The organism is Sinorhizobium sp. GQ132 (genome assembly GCF_059758575.1).
Window position 1 is genome coordinate 180,656 of the sequence record NZ_JCAXDX010000006.1, and the last position, 15,722, is coordinate 196,377.

Annotated in this window: 14 protein-coding genes; 5 read left to right on the forward strand and 9 right to left on the reverse strand. The window is 63.0% G+C overall.

The genetic code is table 11. From position 1 onward, the window contains the following. Positions 1-30 precede the first annotated feature (30 nt). From AC6CIG_RS17420 to AC6CIG_RS17435, 4 genes are all read left to right on the forward strand, one after another. On the forward strand, positions 31-3,180 hold the full coding sequence (locus AC6CIG_RS17420) for an efflux RND transporter permease subunit (protein WP_498323148.1): 3,150 nt from the start codon (positions 31-33) through the stop codon (positions 3,178-3,180). A 109-nt stretch (positions 3,181-3,289) separates the two neighbouring features. Continuing rightward, positions 3,290-4,246 (forward strand): AraC family transcriptional regulator, encoded by a 957-nt coding sequence (locus tag AC6CIG_RS17425; protein WP_498323150.1) that lies wholly within the window; start codon positions 3,290-3,292, stop codon positions 4,244-4,246. A gap of 274 nt (positions 4,247-4,520) precedes the next feature. Beyond that, positions 4,521-4,979 carry a (2Fe-2S)-binding protein gene (locus tag AC6CIG_RS17430; protein ID WP_498323152.1) on the forward strand — a complete coding sequence of 153 codons (459 nt, stop codon included), beginning with the start codon at positions 4,521-4,523 and terminating at the stop codon, positions 4,977-4,979. 1 nt (position 4,980) lies between these two features. Then, positions 4,981-7,194: a xanthine dehydrogenase family protein molybdopterin-binding subunit gene (locus AC6CIG_RS17435; protein WP_440853535.1), complete on the forward strand. Its 2,214-nt coding sequence runs from the start codon at positions 4,981-4,983 to the stop codon at positions 7,192-7,194. A 727-nt stretch (positions 7,195-7,921) separates the two neighbouring features. On the opposite strand, the gene AC6CIG_RS17440 is transcribed toward AC6CIG_RS17435, so the two are convergent. The 5 genes from AC6CIG_RS17440 to AC6CIG_RS17460 form a co-directional block, all read right to left on the reverse strand. Beyond that, complete coding sequence (locus AC6CIG_RS17440) at positions 7,922-8,068, reverse strand: hypothetical protein (protein WP_018097908.1); 147 nt, start codon at positions 8,066-8,068, stop codon at positions 7,922-7,924. 57 nt (positions 8,069-8,125) lie between these two features. Continuing rightward, positions 8,126-8,323 carry a hypothetical protein gene (locus tag AC6CIG_RS17445; protein ID WP_018097909.1) on the reverse strand — a complete coding sequence of 66 codons (198 nt, stop codon included), beginning with the start codon at positions 8,321-8,323 and terminating at the stop codon, positions 8,126-8,128. A 10-nt stretch (positions 8,324-8,333) separates the two neighbouring features. Continuing rightward, positions 8,334-8,513 carry a hypothetical protein gene (locus tag AC6CIG_RS17450; protein WP_018097910.1) on the reverse strand — a complete coding sequence of 60 codons (180 nt, stop codon included), beginning with the start codon at positions 8,511-8,513 and terminating at the stop codon, positions 8,334-8,336. A 68-nt stretch (positions 8,514-8,581) separates the two neighbouring features. After that, positions 8,582-9,079 (reverse strand): hypothetical protein, encoded by a 498-nt coding sequence (locus AC6CIG_RS17455; RefSeq protein WP_411922296.1) that lies wholly within the window; start codon positions 9,077-9,079, stop codon positions 8,582-8,584. A 77-nt stretch (positions 9,080-9,156) separates the two neighbouring features. Next, positions 9,157-10,374 carry an MFS transporter gene (locus AC6CIG_RS17460; RefSeq protein WP_411922295.1) on the reverse strand — a complete coding sequence of 406 codons (1,218 nt, stop codon included), beginning with the start codon at positions 10,372-10,374 and terminating at the stop codon, positions 9,157-9,159. Positions 10,375-10,490: 116 nt separating this feature from the next. Here AC6CIG_RS17460 and AC6CIG_RS17465 point away from each other — a divergent pair, with 116 nt between their 5' ends. Beyond that, positions 10,491-11,129, forward strand: a complete 639-nt coding sequence (locus tag AC6CIG_RS17465) for a TetR/AcrR family transcriptional regulator (RefSeq protein ID WP_411922294.1) — start codon at positions 10,491-10,493, stop codon at positions 11,127-11,129. A gap of 60 nt (positions 11,130-11,189) precedes the next feature. On the opposite strand, the gene AC6CIG_RS17470 is transcribed toward AC6CIG_RS17465, so the two are convergent. From AC6CIG_RS17470 to AC6CIG_RS17485, 4 genes are all read right to left on the reverse strand, one after another. Then, positions 11,190-11,981 (reverse strand): hypothetical protein, encoded by a 792-nt coding sequence (locus AC6CIG_RS17470; protein ID WP_411922293.1) that lies wholly within the window; start codon positions 11,979-11,981, stop codon positions 11,190-11,192. 158 nt (positions 11,982-12,139) lie between these two features. Beyond that, the gene (locus AC6CIG_RS17475; protein WP_498323154.1) at positions 12,140-13,408 is read right to left on the reverse strand and encodes an alpha/beta hydrolase; all 1,269 of its coding nucleotides are present in this window, start codon (positions 13,406-13,408) and stop codon (positions 12,140-12,142) included. Positions 13,409-13,552: 144 nt separating this feature from the next. Further along, positions 13,553-14,512: a formylglycine-generating enzyme family protein gene (locus tag AC6CIG_RS17480; RefSeq protein ID WP_018097916.1), complete on the reverse strand. Its 960-nt coding sequence runs from the start codon at positions 14,510-14,512 to the stop codon at positions 13,553-13,555. Positions 14,513-14,742: 230 nt separating this feature from the next. Further along, on the reverse strand, positions 14,743-15,708 hold the full coding sequence (locus AC6CIG_RS17485) for a DUF2950 family protein (protein WP_018097917.1): 966 nt from the start codon (positions 15,706-15,708) through the stop codon (positions 14,743-14,745). Positions 15,709-15,722: the final 14 nt, after the last annotated feature.

Genomic DNA, 15,722 nt, shown 5'->3' on the forward strand with positions numbered 1-15,722 from the left:
AACCTCCACCGGTAGAACGGGACGACGGCCATGCACGCCTCCACCGAGGACAAGAAACCGTTCAATTTTTCGCGCTGGGCAATCGGGCATCCGAGCATCGCGCGCTTCCTGCTGGCGCTGATCATCATCACCGGCGGGCTTGGGCTCCTGCGCATGGGGCAACGCGAGGATCCGGAATTCACGTTCCGGGTCATGGTGGTACAAGCCGTATGGCCGGGAGCTTCCATCCAGGAAATGGAAGACCAGGTGGTCAACAAGATCGAGCGCAAGCTGCAGGAAACGCCGCATCTCGATTTCGTCCGTTCCTATACGCGCGCCGGCAGCGCCATCATCACGGTCCAGATCGAGGGCGATACCGACGCAGACGAGGTCGCCGACGCCTTCTACCAGGTGCGCAAGAAGGTGGGCGACATCGCCAACGAGCTGCCCGAGGGCGTGCTCGGCCCCTATTTCAACGATGAGTTCGGCGACACCTTTATCACCCTGCATTCGATCAGCGGCGACGGCTTCAGCTATCCCGAACTGAAGCGCTTCGCGATTGAGGGGCGCGACATGCTGCTGACGACGCCAGGCGTCGAGAAGGTCGTGATCCTCGGGGACCAGCCCGAGAAAATCTATATAGACCTTTCCTCCAAGGTTCTCGCAGAGCGCGGCCTGACGTTCAACGACCTGCGCAATGCGATCGCCGGTCAGAACAATGTCGATCATGCCGGCTCTGTCGACACCGGTACGCGCTCGGTGCGCATCTCGGTCGAAGGAGACGTCACCAAGGTCGAGGACATCCGTGAACTGCGGCTGAGGGCGGGAAACCGGACCATCCGGCTCGGCGACATCGCGGCCGTGACCTCCGGGCTGGAAGATCCCTATGCACGGAAATTCCGATTCAACGGCCACGACAGCGTCCAGATTGGCGTCGTCATGGCAAAGGGCTTCAACGTCACGGACGTAGGCAAGGCAGTGGAAGCGACCTACGATCGCTTTGAGTCCGCCCTGCCCTATGGCGTATCGGTCGATCAGGTCTCCAATCAGCCGGAAGTCGTCACCGAAGCGATATCCGAGTTCAGCCACGCGCTCATCGAAGCGCTGATCATCGTCCTCGTCGTCTCTTTCCTGTCGATCGGCTGGCGCTCCGGTCTCGTGATCGCGATTGCCATTCCGCTCGTACTCGCGGCCACCTTTGCGATCATGTACGAGCTGGGCATCGACCTCCAGCGCATCTCGCTCGGGGCGCTGATCATCGCTCTCGGCCTGCTTGTCGACGACGCGATGATCGTGGTCGAGATGATGGAGCGAAAACTCGAAGAGGGGCTGGAAAAGATCGACGCGGCGAGCTTCGCCTATTCCTCGACCGCTTTTCCCATGCTGACCGGCACTCTGATCACCACCGCCGGCTTTATCCCCGTCGGCTTCGCGGAATCGACCGCCGGCGAATATGTGCGCTCGCTCTTCTACGTCGTCGGCATCGCGCTGGTGGTCTCCTGGTTCGTGGCTGTCTATTTCACGCCCTGGCTCGGCTACATGATCCTGAAGCAGCGCCACCACGCCGGCACCCATCACGACGTCTTCGATACGCGCTTCTATCGCCGCCTGAGGGCGACCGTCGGCTGGGCAGTGCGCCATCGCGTCCTCGTGCTCCTGACGACGCTTGCCATCTTCGTGACGAGCCTTTGGGCATTTCAGTTCATTCCGAAGAATTTCTTCCCGCAGTCCTCGCGCCCGGAAATACTGGTCGATCTCTGGCTGCCGGAGGGAACGAGCATCAAGGAGGTCGAAAGGCAGGCGAAGGCGCTCGAGGAGCGGATGATGGAGGATGAGGACAAGCGCTTCATCGCCACCTACATCGGCGAAGGCGCGCCGCGCTTCTTCCTGCCGCTCGACCAGCAGCTTCGCAATCCGAACTTCGCGCAACTCCTCGTCATGGCAAAGGACGAGGCGGCCCGCGAGCGGCTGATCGTCAAGCTGCGCACGATACTCGCCGAGGATTTCCCCTCCATCCGCACCAAGGTCGACCGGTTGTTCCTGGGACCACCGACCGGATGGCCGGTGCAGATGCGGGTGATAGGCCCCGACCGCGAGGAAGTGCGTCGCATCGCCGACCAGGTGAAGACGAAATTTCAGGAAAACCCGCTGCTCGGCGCCATTCATGACGACTGGCTCGAACCTGTGCCGGCGATGAAGCTGGTGATCGACCAGGACCGCGCCCGCGCCCTCGGCATCACGTCGCAGCGCATCCGCCAGATGTTGCAGGCGGCAATGTCCGGCGTCCCGCTCGACAGCTTCCGCGACGGCGAGGAAACGGTCTCCATCGTGGCGCGGGAACCCGGCGGCAATCGCCACCTGCTCTCTGCGGTCCAGTCGGTCTATGTACCCACCGATTTCGGCGGCTTCGTCCCGGTCTCGCAGATTGCCAAGGTCGTTCCCGTCATGGAACAGGGTATCGAGTGGCGGCGCGACCGGCTGCCCACGATCACCGTGCGCGGAACGCTGCCTGACGGCGTGCAGCCGAACGACGTGGCGATGCAGCTCTTCGACGAGCTCAAGGGACTGAGGGAGGGTCTTGCGCCCGGCTACAAGGTGGAGATCCAGGGCGGCGCCGAAGACAGCGCCGAGAGCCAGGCCTCGATCGCCGCCAAGGCGCCGATCATGCTGGTGGTGATCGTCATCCTCCTGATGGTGCAGCTCCAGCATTTCGGCAAGGCGATGCTGGTGCTCGCAACCGGTCCGCTCGGCATCATCGGTGCGGCGACGGCCCTGCTCATCAGCGGAGCACCCTTCGGCTTCGTCGCCATCCTGGGGGTCATCGCGCTGCTCGGCATCATCATCCGCAACTCAATCATTCTGGTGGACCAGATCGACCAGGACATAGCGGCCGGGATGGAACGTTCCGAGGCGATCGTCGGCGCGGCGGTGCGCCGCTTCCGACCGATCATGCTGACGGCGCTCACCGCGGTGCTGGCATTGATCCCGATCTCCCGCGGCGTCTTCTGGGGACCGCTGGCTTATGCGATGATGGGCGGGATACTGGTTGCCACCGTTCTGACGATCCTGGTTCTGCCGGCCGGTTATGCGCTCTTCTTCGGCAAGGAGCCGAAATCGCGCAAAACGGACCCGGAGCCTGCGGACGCGCAGGACGTTTCGGACGAACAGGAGCGCTACCCGGCGCCGCTTGCGGCAGAGTAAGTGGAGATCGGCCACTCTTGCCCAATTCTGTCGAAATCGGAATAATGTGATAATGTCAGCGGGGTTTCGATCCCCATGATCGGACACAGGATCAGAGGCAGGAGCAGGAATGAGCACGATCATGTTCCCGCAAAGGGACTTGCGCGAAGAGACCGCAGCCCTTCGCGCGCAGATCCTCGACAGGCTGTCGAAACTGCCCTGGGACGGGCTTTCCTTCGCGCATCCCGTTCCGGGCCTCTCGCTCTATCGCATCGTCGAGCCGGCGGGCCCCTTTTCGAGCGTTTACGAGCCAAGCCTCTCTTTCATCATCAAGGGAAGCAAGAATGTCCGCGTCGGCAACGAGACGCTCGTCTACGATGAAGGCTGCTTCTTCCTGACCGCCATCGGCCTTCCCGTAACTGCACAGATCTGCGCGGCAAGCGAAGGGGAGCCCTATGTCGCAGCGGCCTTGCGTCTGGACATGGAAAAAGTGCGGCGCATCATTGCCGATCACGACATACACCCGACGGACATTCCCGAACGCGACCTTGGTGTGGCTGTCGGCACCGCAACGCGCGAGCTCTTCGATGCCCTGTTCCGGCTGATTTCGCTTGCGGGCTCACCGGCCGACATTCCGTTCCTGGCCGGCCATATCCAGAACGAGATCCTCTATCGGCTTCTCACCGGCGAGCAGGGCGCACGGCTCCGGCGCTTCGCGCTCGCGGGCACGAACAGCAACCGCGTCGCCAAGGCGGTCCTATGGTTGAAGGAAAACTACACCAAACCGCTTCGCGTGGAAGAACTGGCCGAGATCGCCAATATGGGCGTCTCCACGCTGCACCACCACTTCCGTGCCATGACCGCAATGAGCCCGCTGCAGTTCCAGAAGCATCTGCGACTCCATCACGCACGGGAACTGATGCTTTCCAAGTCGCTCGATGCGGCGACGGCGGCGCTGCAGGTCGGCTACGAGAGCCCGACCCAGTTCAATCGGGAGTATCGCCGGGCGTTCGGCCATCCGCCGCTGCGCGACATCAGGGCGATTCTGAATTCCAACGATTCGATCAGGCGGAACTCCGCGGGGTGATTGCTGCCCCACCCGGTGCGCTGATCACGATCCCGTCAACCTGGCAGGAATGGGCAATAATTCGGCAGGATTGAATCTACCAGCCCGGCGAATGGTCTTCTAAGCTCCAGGTCTCGTTCATGGTCTTAGGTCAGGGTGCCTGACTCGTGAGCGTGAGTAATTCCAAGAGCTTGAGCGGAATGTGGGCGGAAGACCTTTCCACATCCGCTCCAGCGGCAGTCCGGCATGTGGCAGCGGCATCCCGCTTCACGCGCCGAAACGCGAGGAGAACACCATGGTGACTGTTAAGATCAACGGCGTCGAACACAAGATCGAGGCCGAGGCGGATATGCCGCTTCTGTGGGCAATCCGGGACCTTGTCGGGTTGACTGGCACGAAATTCGGCTGCGGCATGGCGCAATGCGGCGCCTGCACGGTCTATATCGACGGCTCGCCCACTCGGTCCTGTCAAACCTTCATCGGCGACATCGAAGGAGCCGAGGTGACGACGATCGAGGGACTGAACGGAAAGGTTGCCGAGACGGTACAGGCGGTTTGGGCCGATCTCGACGTTCCGCAATGCGGCTACTGTCAGTCCGGCCAGATCATGTCCGCTACGGACCTTCTGGCCAACAATCCCAAACCGACGGATGCCGACATCGACGCCGCCATGTCCGGCAATCTCTGTCGGTGCGCCACCTACCATCGTGTCCGCGCGGGCATTCACGAAGCCGCGAAGCGTCTGGAGGCCTGACATGATACCGAAACTGATGCAATCGATCGCCCGTCCTGCCGCCCGGATGGAAACGTCGCGGCGACAATTCCTGCTCGGCGCGCTCGCAGCCGGGACCGGCATTGCCGTCGGATACAGGGTTCTCGCCGCCTCCCCGGCATTTGCGGGCGAGGCGGAAACGGAGAGCGGCTCCCACGCATTTTCTCCCTACCTGATGATCGGAGCGGACGGAAAGGTCACCGTGCTCTCGTCCCAGTTCGAAATGGGTCAGGGTTCCTATAACGGCGTCGCCACGCTGGTGGCGGAAGAACTCGACGCCGACTGGTCCACGATCGACGTCAAGGGTGCGGCCGGAAACATACCGGCCTATGGCAATATCGCCTTTGGCGGGACCATGCAGGGCACGGGCGGCTCGACCTCCATGTCCACCTCCTGGGAACGCTATCGCAAGGCAGGTGCCGCCGCCCGGGCGATGCTGGTTGCTGCAGCCGCGGCCGAGTGGGGCGTCGACGCGGCCGAGATAACCGTCGAGAACGGCACCCTTGCCCATCCTTCCGGCAAGAGCGGCGGTTTCGGCGCATTTGCGGCAAAAGCGGCCACGATCCCGGTGCCGACCGACGTAGAGCTCAAGGAACCGGGCGACTGGAAGCTCATCGGCAACGCCAAGCTGAAGCGCTTCGACAGCGCCCGGAAGGCAAACGGAACCGAGCAATACACGATCGACGTGAAGCTCCCGGGAATGCTGACCGCGGTGATGATCCATCCGCCCCTCTTCGGCGCCAAGGTCAAGTCCTTCGACGCTACGGCCGCCCGCGCCATCAAGGGTGTGGTCGACGTGGTGGAAACGCCGCGCGGCGTGGCGGTGGTTGGCGAGCATATGTGGGCCGCGATCAAGGGCCGGGAAGCGATTACCGTCGAGTGGGACGAAACGGACGCCGAAAAGCGGGGCACGCCCGAGCTCATGTCCACCTATCGCGACCTTGCCGGCAAGACACCGGCCGCATTCGCGCGCAAGGACGGGGATGCCGACGCTGCATTCGCATCGGCCGCAAAGGTCATCGAAGCCACGTTCGAGTTCCCCTATCTCGCGCATGCCGCCCTGGAACCCCTGAATGCGGTCGCACGCAGGAACGAAGACGGCACGATCGAGGTATGGGGCGGGCATCAGCTCCCCGACGTCTACCAGAAACTCGCCAGCGAGATTGCCGGCGTACCGGTCGAAAAGGTCCGGCTCAACGTCATGAAGACCGGCGGCAGCTTCGGCCGGCGTGCGGTATTCGACGGCGACGTCGTGGCCGAAGCCGTCCATGTGGCGAAGGCTCTCGGTTTTCGTGCACCGGTCAAGGTGCAATGGACCCGCGAAGACGATACGCGCGCCGGGCGGTATCGGCCGGCCTATGTGCATCGACTGAAGGCCGGCATCGACGCAAGCGGGAAACTCGTTGCCTGGAGCGATCACATTGTCGGTCAGTCGATCATGGCGAAAACGGCCTGGGACGGGATGGTCCAGAACGGGGTCGACCCGACATCCGTCGAAGGAGCAAACAATCTGCCCTATGCCATCCAGAACCAGACCGTCGGGCTCACGACCACCGACGTTCGCGTTCCGGTCCTCTGGTGGCGCTCCGTCGGCTCGACGCACACGGCATTCGCAGCCGAAGCTTTCCTGGACGAGGTCGCCGAGGCTGCCGGGCAGGATCCCCTGGAGTTCCGCCTGTCAATGCTGGAGCCCGGCTCGCGCCACGCGACCGTTCTCAAGCTGGCGGCGGAAAAGGCCGAATGGCAGAAACCTCTGCCCGAAGGCCGCTTCCGCGGGGTCGCGGTCGCCGAGAGCTTCGGTTCGGTGGTGGCTCAGATTGCCGAAGTTTCCATTGATGGCGAGGGCATCAAGGTCGAGCGCGTCGTTGCGGCCGTCGACTGCGGCCTGGCGATCAATCCGGATCAGGTCCGCGCTCAGGTCGAGGGCGGGATCGGCTTCGGGCTGAGCGCCATCCTGGGCGAGGAAATCACGCTCACGGAAGGTCAGGTCGATCAGGGCAATTACGATATGTACACACCGCTCAGGATCGATGCGATGCCGAAGGTCGAGGTCCATATCCTCGCCTCTGCCAACCCGCCGTCGGGGATCGGCGAACCGGGCGTTCCGCCGATCGGGCCTGCGGTTGCCAACGCAGCCTTCAAGGCGCTCGGCAAGCGGATCCGCGTCCTGCCCTTTGCAAAGTCGCTCAACGCCTGAGCGCTCATGCCGGCCGCCAGCGCGGCCGGCATCTTCCCGCCTAATCCGCGCCGCCCAAGCTACGCCGAAGAATTTGCGGAAAGCATCATTTTCTCGGAACCATCCGCACCGTAGGCTGTTAGGCGCCGTCGCTTCCTCGAGGCGACACGTTCAGAAGAGCGGTCGGCTCTCGTTCCTCCGCCGGAGCCGACCCGGGCGGCGTCCCTCCCCCTCTCCCCCTCCCCGGGGGCGCCGCCGAGCGCTGCGGAACGTGCCTCCTCCGCAGCGCCGCCGCCTAAAAGTCACCGCCGATGCTCATTGCGCGATCGCGATCGAAGAAATCGCCACGCAGGATGCGGCTCCTGTGGGAAGAGCATCGCATGGCCCTGACCGTTACCGAGCTGGTAGGTCTGGATACCTGAAAGCGTGTCGACTGCCGTGCTGCCCTTGGGCGGCACCCAGCGCAAGCAGCAGGCGGGAACTCGGCCGGCTCGAACCTTGAAAGATGGCGACGAAACGTACCTTATAGGGAAATAAGGGTTGCGCATCAGGACGCAACGACACGCATAGGATGATGTGTTTTACTCGCCGTTATGCTGTAAGCGATTTGATAATCGGCGATTTTCCGCTCCGGCGCATTACGCCCGCTCCGAGTGGTGCCGCAAACGGCGCAGGCTCCTCTTCGAGGCGTTGCGAGGCGTCGGGTGATTCGTGAATCGGACCGGACCCCGCTTCCAGGCGCGCAGGGCTAACCGAAGAACAGGGACGCGATCATGATGGCGGAAACCAATCCGAGGGCGGCGATGAACACGATCAGGTCGATCATGGGGTGATGGCGCAGACCGCGTCGCATGGCGAACTCCTCCACCCGTTGCGGGTCAAGCAGAACGTCCATGCGGCGGATTTGTTCATCCTGCGGTCATTCGATCACGCGCAGCCGGATGCTTCCCGATCAATGTCCGCCCTTACGGCGAGCATCGTGGCTGTGATGGCGGTCGTGCTCGCCTCCGCCTCCGGAAACCTTGCTGCGCGTCCGGCGCTCGGAATCGGCCGGCGGCTTCTCTATTTCGAGCGGGGCCTTCGCATTTTCGTGGGAGGCGCCCGGACCGCCCTGGCGGATACTTGCGGGTGTCTTCTTGGAAGTGGACATGCGCTCTGCCTCATCTGTCCTGCTGATAGCCCTGATGGGTCGTGTTGACCTTGGTGTTGCCCTGCTGCCCCTTCTTCTCCGGATTTTCTGCGAGGTCGGGCTTCTTCGCCCCGGCGGATACGTTTCCAGACTCTCCGGCTCCCTTGTGGCTGCGGTTGTCCGACGGGACGGGTGGTGGTCGGCTGCTCATTCGAGACCTCCTCACTGTGCCGTGGCGTCTTTAGCGCCAGCGTCTTGCGGGTATGCGGCCCTAACCTGTCAGGACGGGCGTTGTTCCTGGTCGTCGAAAGGCAGGACCGTGCCGGCAGTTGCGGCATGCAGGTATGTTCCGAGGACAAGGCCGAGACCCATGGCGACATAGGCCATCATCAGGTCCGACTTCGGCAAAGCGAGTTCCCAGCCGGGCGTGAGGCGCTTGGGGACGAGGCCGTAATCGACGAGGGCTGCAAGGGCGGTGGTGCCAGCCGCGGCGGCAACGACCCGAGAGGGCGAAGGCCGCGCGCTGCGCCCGATCATTGCCGAGAACGGGAGCGCCCACCAGAAAGAGGCGAGCATGTGCGTTGTAAAGCCGGTGCCGGTGTGGGCGAGATCGGGACGCGATACCGACCCCGAGCGCGGGCCGTGTATCCAGTGGCTCGTCGCGTTGATCGGCCGCCACGGGCTCCTGTTCCGGCGCTCGGCCGCAACCGCCAGCGCCGCAAGGGAGGCGAGGCCCGCGCATAATCCGCTGGCGGCTATGAGTGATACTCGTGCCATCCGTCTCTCCCGAAATCGTGACAGGCCGACGGATGAACCGGCGGCCCGCCTCTTTGTTCCGGCAAGAAGGCGGTGTTCTACTCTGCCGGCTGCGGAACCGCTGCGGGGAGCGCTCCGCCGCCCGCAAGGCTACGCTGGCCGGCCGCTATCGTCACCACGGTCGCCACCCCGGCGGCCACTGACACCCAGAAACCGTTCTGCGCGCCGAAATTGTCGACTACCCAGCCGGAGACGAACGCGCCCAAGGCCATGCCTATGCCGATGCCGGTCATCACCCAGGTAACGCCCTCCGTCAGCATCGACTCGGGTACGCGCCGCTCGATCAGGCCGAATGCCGTGATGAAGGTGGGCGAAATCGCGATGCCGCTGGCGAAAACCGCCAAGGCGAGGAGCGGCACGGTGTCTGCAAAGAGAAGAGGCACCGACGTTATGGCGATGACGCTCACGGCGAACAGAAGCTGCCTGTGCAGGGGCATGGCGGGGTTCAGGGCACCGAGCGCCAGGCCCACCAGGAAGGAACCGACCGCATAGACGCCGATGACGAGGCTGGCAGCCTGCGGCTCTCCGAGTTCCTTGGTGATCGCGACGGCACTGACTTCCGCCGTGGCGAAAATCGAACCGACGAAAATCAGGGCAAGCGTGATGATCTGCACGGGACGCTGACGGATTGCCGAGACCTGCGAGACGCCGGCCTCCAATTGGCGCACCTTCGGCTCGGTCGAGCGCTGCAGAATGAAAGCCGCCGTCCCGAGCGCGAGGAATATCGTGCTCGTCAGCATGCCGGCTTCCGGAAACAGAGCGACGGCGAGGCCGACCGACAGCGAGGCGCCGGAGATATAGACAAGCTCGTCTGCCGACGATTCGAAGGCGAAGGCTGTGTTCAGCTCGGGTTGATTGCGGAAGATCTCGGTCCAGCGGGCGCGGACCAAGGCGGGTATGCTGGGCATCATGGCGGCGAAGAAGGCAGATGCGAACAAAGTCCATGCGGGCCAGTCCCGGTTGGCCGCAATGATCAGCGCCAGGAATGTGGCTACCGACACGATCGTCGTCGGGACGACTACGGCGGTCTGGCCGAGGCGGTCGACCAGCCGCGATATCTGGGGCGCGACGAGCGCATTGGTGAGGGCGAAGGTAGCCGAAACCGCGCCTGCCAGCCAGTATTCGCCATGGGTCTGCGACAGCATTGCGACGATCCCGATCGGTGCCATCGCAATCGGCAGTCGTGCGAAGAAGCCTGCTGCCGAAAAGCCCTTGGCTCCCGGCGCCCTGAAAATTTTCCCGTAGGGATTGGACATGAGACGCTCCAGTGAAGGATGGTGCTAGGTGACATACGCCGCGTATGTCATCTAGTTAGTTGCATACGCGTCGTATGTCAAATAAAATACGAGGCGTATGCGAAACGGGAGACGATATGAACAGACCGCGAAAGGAAATGATCGCCGAGACCCGCGCAAAACTGATCGCGGCCGCCAGGCATTCCTTCGGCACCATCGGCTATGCGGACTCGTCGATGGACGATTTCACCGCCGAGGCCGGCTTGACCCGCGGTGCGCTCTACCATCATTTCGGTGACAAAAAGGGGCTGCTGCAGGCGGTGATCCGGGAGATTGACGCCGAGATGACGGCGCGCCTGAACAAGGTCTCTTCGGAAGCACCGACGCTCTGGCAGGGATTCGTGGACGAGTGCGTCGCCTATATCCGCATGGCTCTCGAACCGGAAATTCAGCGCATCATGTTCCGTGACGGACCAGCGGTGCTTGGCGATCTATCGCAATGGCCCATGAACGAAGGCTGCATAGCGGCGCTGGCGGGCAGCCTGGCTCGCCTCAAGGCCGAAGGGGCGGTCATCGACGTCGACACGCAAGCTGCAGCCCGTCTTATCAACGGAGCGAGCAGCCACGCGGCGCTATGGATCGCCAATTCCGACGACCCGCAGGAAACGTCGAAAAAGGCTGTCGAAGGCTTTAGGGCGCTGCTCGAAGGCCTGAGGACCGAAAAAGGGCTGACTGCCGCGTATCAGTGTTCCAGCAAAACGCCGGAATGCTTCTAGAGCATTTGATCCAACGCACTTCCGGACGGAAAACCGTTACACACTTTTCCTGTATGTGCTCTAAAAGCGCACCACGAGCCCGAGGATCGGCCCCTGCTCGACGACGTCGAAGACGAATCCGTCATTGCTGTAGTCGACACCCAGCGCGCGGTAACCGGCAAGCGCCGAAACGGTATCGCTGAAGCGGTAACCGATAGCCGCGGCGACATCCCAGTCCAGATCCGCGCCACCGGCGCCGACAAGGCCCCAACCGGTCATGTAGATCTCGGGCGTAAACGAATAAGTCCCGCGAAAGCCGGCGATTCCGTCCACCCAGGTCGCATCGTCGGTTCTCGACACACCATCGAGAACGCCCCCTTGGAAGGAGAGCTCGCTCTTGACGGACCAAACACGCAAGCCTCCGACGATATCGAGCCGTGCAGCGCTGTCCTCATAGATCGCGTAGCCAGCGCCGAGTGTGCCGGCGAAGGTCTCCGTCGAAAGCTCGACATCGTCGGCGAGAACGCCCCTGGGCGTGCCGCCCTGGCCGGAAAGCTTGATGTACATCGCGTCCCCGAAGATGCTGTAGGGTCCGTTGCGCGCTTCGGCGATCGCCATCGCAGCGAAATCCAGGTGGTCGAAGACATCACTGAAACTCGCGTCGACGTCGACCGCAGGCAAGCCGAACTGCTCGATATCCCCCGAAAGCCCCGCCGCCCAGAAGTAGGGCGCGAAGGAAAACGTCCAGCCGCTCTCCGTGGTGACCTGCTGGGTTTGCGGTGCCACCGGAGAATAGATGTCCGCCGCCGTGGCACCGCCGGCAAGCAGGCAGGCTCCGATGGAAGCCAGAGTCGCTATGAAACGAGATGTCATCACATCCTCCGATATTGCCCGCCGGCACGATCGGCCGCGGCTCGACAAAGTCTTTCAATCCTTAAGCGATTCAGTGAAATATCAAACGCCCCAACTCACTGAAACCAGGCAGTTCCGCACGAAAAATCTTCCCGTAATTCGCCGGGAACCTTTCTAAGTCACTGGGTCGGGTCTTCGCTTTTCTCGGCGCTTGTCAGCGTCTCCTCGAGGTTGACCTTCTTGCGGCGCGTCCCGCTCTGTTCGATGATATTGACCGGCGCGGAAATCGTGGCGGCCGCGACGTTCCCGACATTTTTGGCAGTGCCGGCGACTACGGCGGTGATTCCGTCGCCCAGCGTGATTTCGGAATCGGTAAGCGTCTGGCCCTTGATGATCCGCTGCCCGATCAACTGCACGATTTCAGGACTTTCGGCGAACTTGCCGTGATGCAGGCCGTCCTCCGTCTCGACCTTGGTCAGGTCGATTGCGGTGATTCCGGCACGTTCCAGTTGGGTACGGTAGGGTTCGGCAGTCGGATCGATCGCGCCGAGCCGCGACACGTCGCCGGAGATCAGCCGCGAGACCGCCAGCGCGCGGTCGTCCTGTGAAACGAAGACCGTGAACTTCGGCCGCGCCTTGCCCATGTCGACCCATTGCTTGGCGAAGACGTCGAGGTCGATATCGGGCGAAGCAAGGATCACGTTCTCGATCTTCGGCGCGATCTTTCCGTCACGAATTCCCATCTGGCGCAGCGATTCCATCGTCAGCCACGTTCCCATGGAATGAGCGAGGATGGTGACGTCCTTGACATGCGGAGAATTCGCAAGCGTGCGCAGCGTATCTTCGAGCGCTGTGCGGGAGTAGTTGGTGCTCTCCCTGTCGTAATTATAGTCGAACACGCGCGCCCGTGACGGCCAGGTAAACAGGATCGGCGTCGCCTGCGCACCGGAATCGTGCACGATCTGCGCCAGCCGGAAGACCGCATCTTCGTAGCGATTGTTGAAGCCGTGAACGAAGAGAAGCACGTGGCCGCCCTCATTGTGCATCTGGAACCAGCTGCGCGCCTCGTCATCCGATGCCAGCTCGCGCACCCGCGTCACGGCGAAATCCGTCTCCGGGTTGGGCGGCAGCTTGCGCGGCCACTGCACCGTGCCCGGCTTGCGGCGCGAGTCCGGCGGGATCGAGACCGCAACGTCCGTCATCGAAAGCGTCGCACTGCGCTCACCCGAAAACAGGGTCGCCGGGTCTCCCGAGGGCTCGCGGGTCGTGGCCACCAGCATGTCGACCTGAGACGTCGTAGATGGCTGCGCCAGAGCCACCGGAGTCATCACGCCTTTCGGGTGACCTCCGCAGCCGGCCAGAAGGGCGAGCGCGACAAACCCCGACAGAGCCGCGCCCCAGGCTTTCGCAACGCGGAGCCGCCCTCCGCACGAACCTATACTCAGCAAAACAACGCCTCACACTCCAGGCGCCGTCGCGCCGCCCCTCACATTCGACCTGCAACTTAGACCCTTACACGGCAAGATTGAAGTCCGTGTAACGATCCCATTCTTCAAACTGCGTATCCCCGGCCGGACGCCCAGCCCCGCGTCTCAGCGGACGCGCCTGACACAACGGAAACCAACATGGCTCGTCGTCGTATCCGTCTCCTGAGCGTGGCGGGCTGCGGGACGGTACCGCCGGCAATAGTTGGGCGCGCAGAGATGCGATCCCCCCTTGAGGACGCGGCGCGGAACCTTCACTCTTGCCGCGGGATCGATACTGGCTTCCATATCCCCGTTGCGCGGATTGCTCGGAATGCAGCACGGTTTCGCAGCCGCCTCCGGGTGGCGCACGGACCAGTAATCCGTGGTCCACTCCCAGACATTGCCGATCATGTCGTAGAGCCCGCAGCCGTTCGCCGGGTAGTGTCTCACCGGCGACGTCCGCGCGAAGCCGTCCTCCAGCGAATTCTCGATCGGGAAGCTGCCCTGCCAGGTATTGGCCATGTGATTCCCGCCCGGGGCGAATTCGTCCCCCCAGGCAAACTCGGCCTGATCGAGACCGCCGCGCGCCGCGAGTTCCCATTCGGCCTCGGTGGGCAACTCCTTGCCGGCCCATGCGGCATAGGCCTTTGCATCCTCATAGGAGACATGGACGACGGGGTGATCCAGAATCGCTCCGATGCTGCTCTTGCGCCCGAGCGGGTGCCGCCAGTTGGCGCCGAGGGTGAATATCCACCATTGCGATATGTCGCTTCCCCTCAGCGGGTGTTTCGGCGGCGTGAAGACGAGCGAGCCTGCTCTCAGATTGGACGGCGGCGCGCCGGGATAATCTTCCGCACGCGGCCGCTTTTCTGCGAAGGTCACATGTCCGGTCGCGTTTACGAACTCCAGGAACTGACGGTTCGTGACCGGCGTCTCGTCCATCCAGAACCCGTCGACCGCCACCGGGTGCACGGGCGCTTCCTCGGGATAATGGTCGTTCGACCCCATCATGAAGGTCGCACCGGAAATCCAGACCATTTCCGCCGCGGGTTGAAGTTCGGCCGCGGTGTGCAAAGACGACTTCATTGGCATTCTCACTGAAACCGGTTCCCAGATCTACCGCCGACGGCTAGCTGCCCAATTCATGCAGGGCATCTTGGACCAAGCCCGCGATCTTGTCCGCATTCGCCTTCCGACAGAATGGCTGCAGGCGGCATAATATTTCCCTGCTGTTGCCGACGCATCGCACCCTTTCGCATCACACGGCTGCCGCTGCGGCGCCGTTCCGGCAAGCCCGGCGCACCGGGTTCGCGCCCTCAGTCCTCGGCGATCGCCCAAGCATCGCTCGGATTGAATGTGCGGATGTCGGCGGCAGTTTTCTCAGTTTCTTCCCCGAGATCCGCTTCGTAGACGATGCCGTTGCGGTTGACCACGAAAGTCTTCACCCCCGAGACACCGTATCTCACCGGCCAGGCCACCAGGCCGAAGCCGGCAATCATGTTGCCGTTGATGATATAGTCGAACTTGCCGCCCGTGATGTTGTCGCCCTGACTGGTCAGGATACGGTAGCGATAACCTTGATAGCCCCGGCCGGCCTTCGCCCGTTCCACGGCATCGCCCTCTGCAAGAGCCGCGGCCGCAGGGCTCTCCTCGCCTTCGAACTTCTCTGCAGGCCAATAGAGCCCGTTCTGCGTACCCTCGTCGCTGATCAGTTTCTGCGCGTATTCCAGGACGCCGTCGCCGTCGTGGTCGCCGAGCGCATACTCCTCCTGCGCTCCGACATAGGCGCGCATGGTGGCTAACGTCGCCAGTTCGTTGTCACCGACCCGCCGGTTGGCGATCTCCTCCAGTCCGACAAAGGTGTCGAAGGCCCATTTGCCGTCGTCCCCCTTCGAGATCGGGAAGGGAAACGGCCACAGCTCGTCGCCGATCTCGAGGACCTTGCGGCCCTCCACTTCCTCGACGACGACCTTCTTCTTCACGCCTTCCTGTATGTCGGCATAGGTCTCCATCACCCCTTCGCTCGACCTTGTCTTGGCCGGGTCCAGCCCGACCAGCACTGCGAGCTTGTCGAAATCGCCGCCGGTGACGGTCGTCTCGAAAGCCTCGACCGCCAGTTCCGGCGTGTCGAAAACGGGCGGATCTTCTGCCGCCGCATAGTCTGCAAGCGGCGTATCCTCACCGGCTTCCTGGGCCAGGACTGCCGGAGCGAGCGCCGTGCCGCCGAGGAGGATCATCCCGAAGAGCGAGAGAGCGATCCCGTCACGAATGGATTTGGTCATCCTAGCCTCCCGAT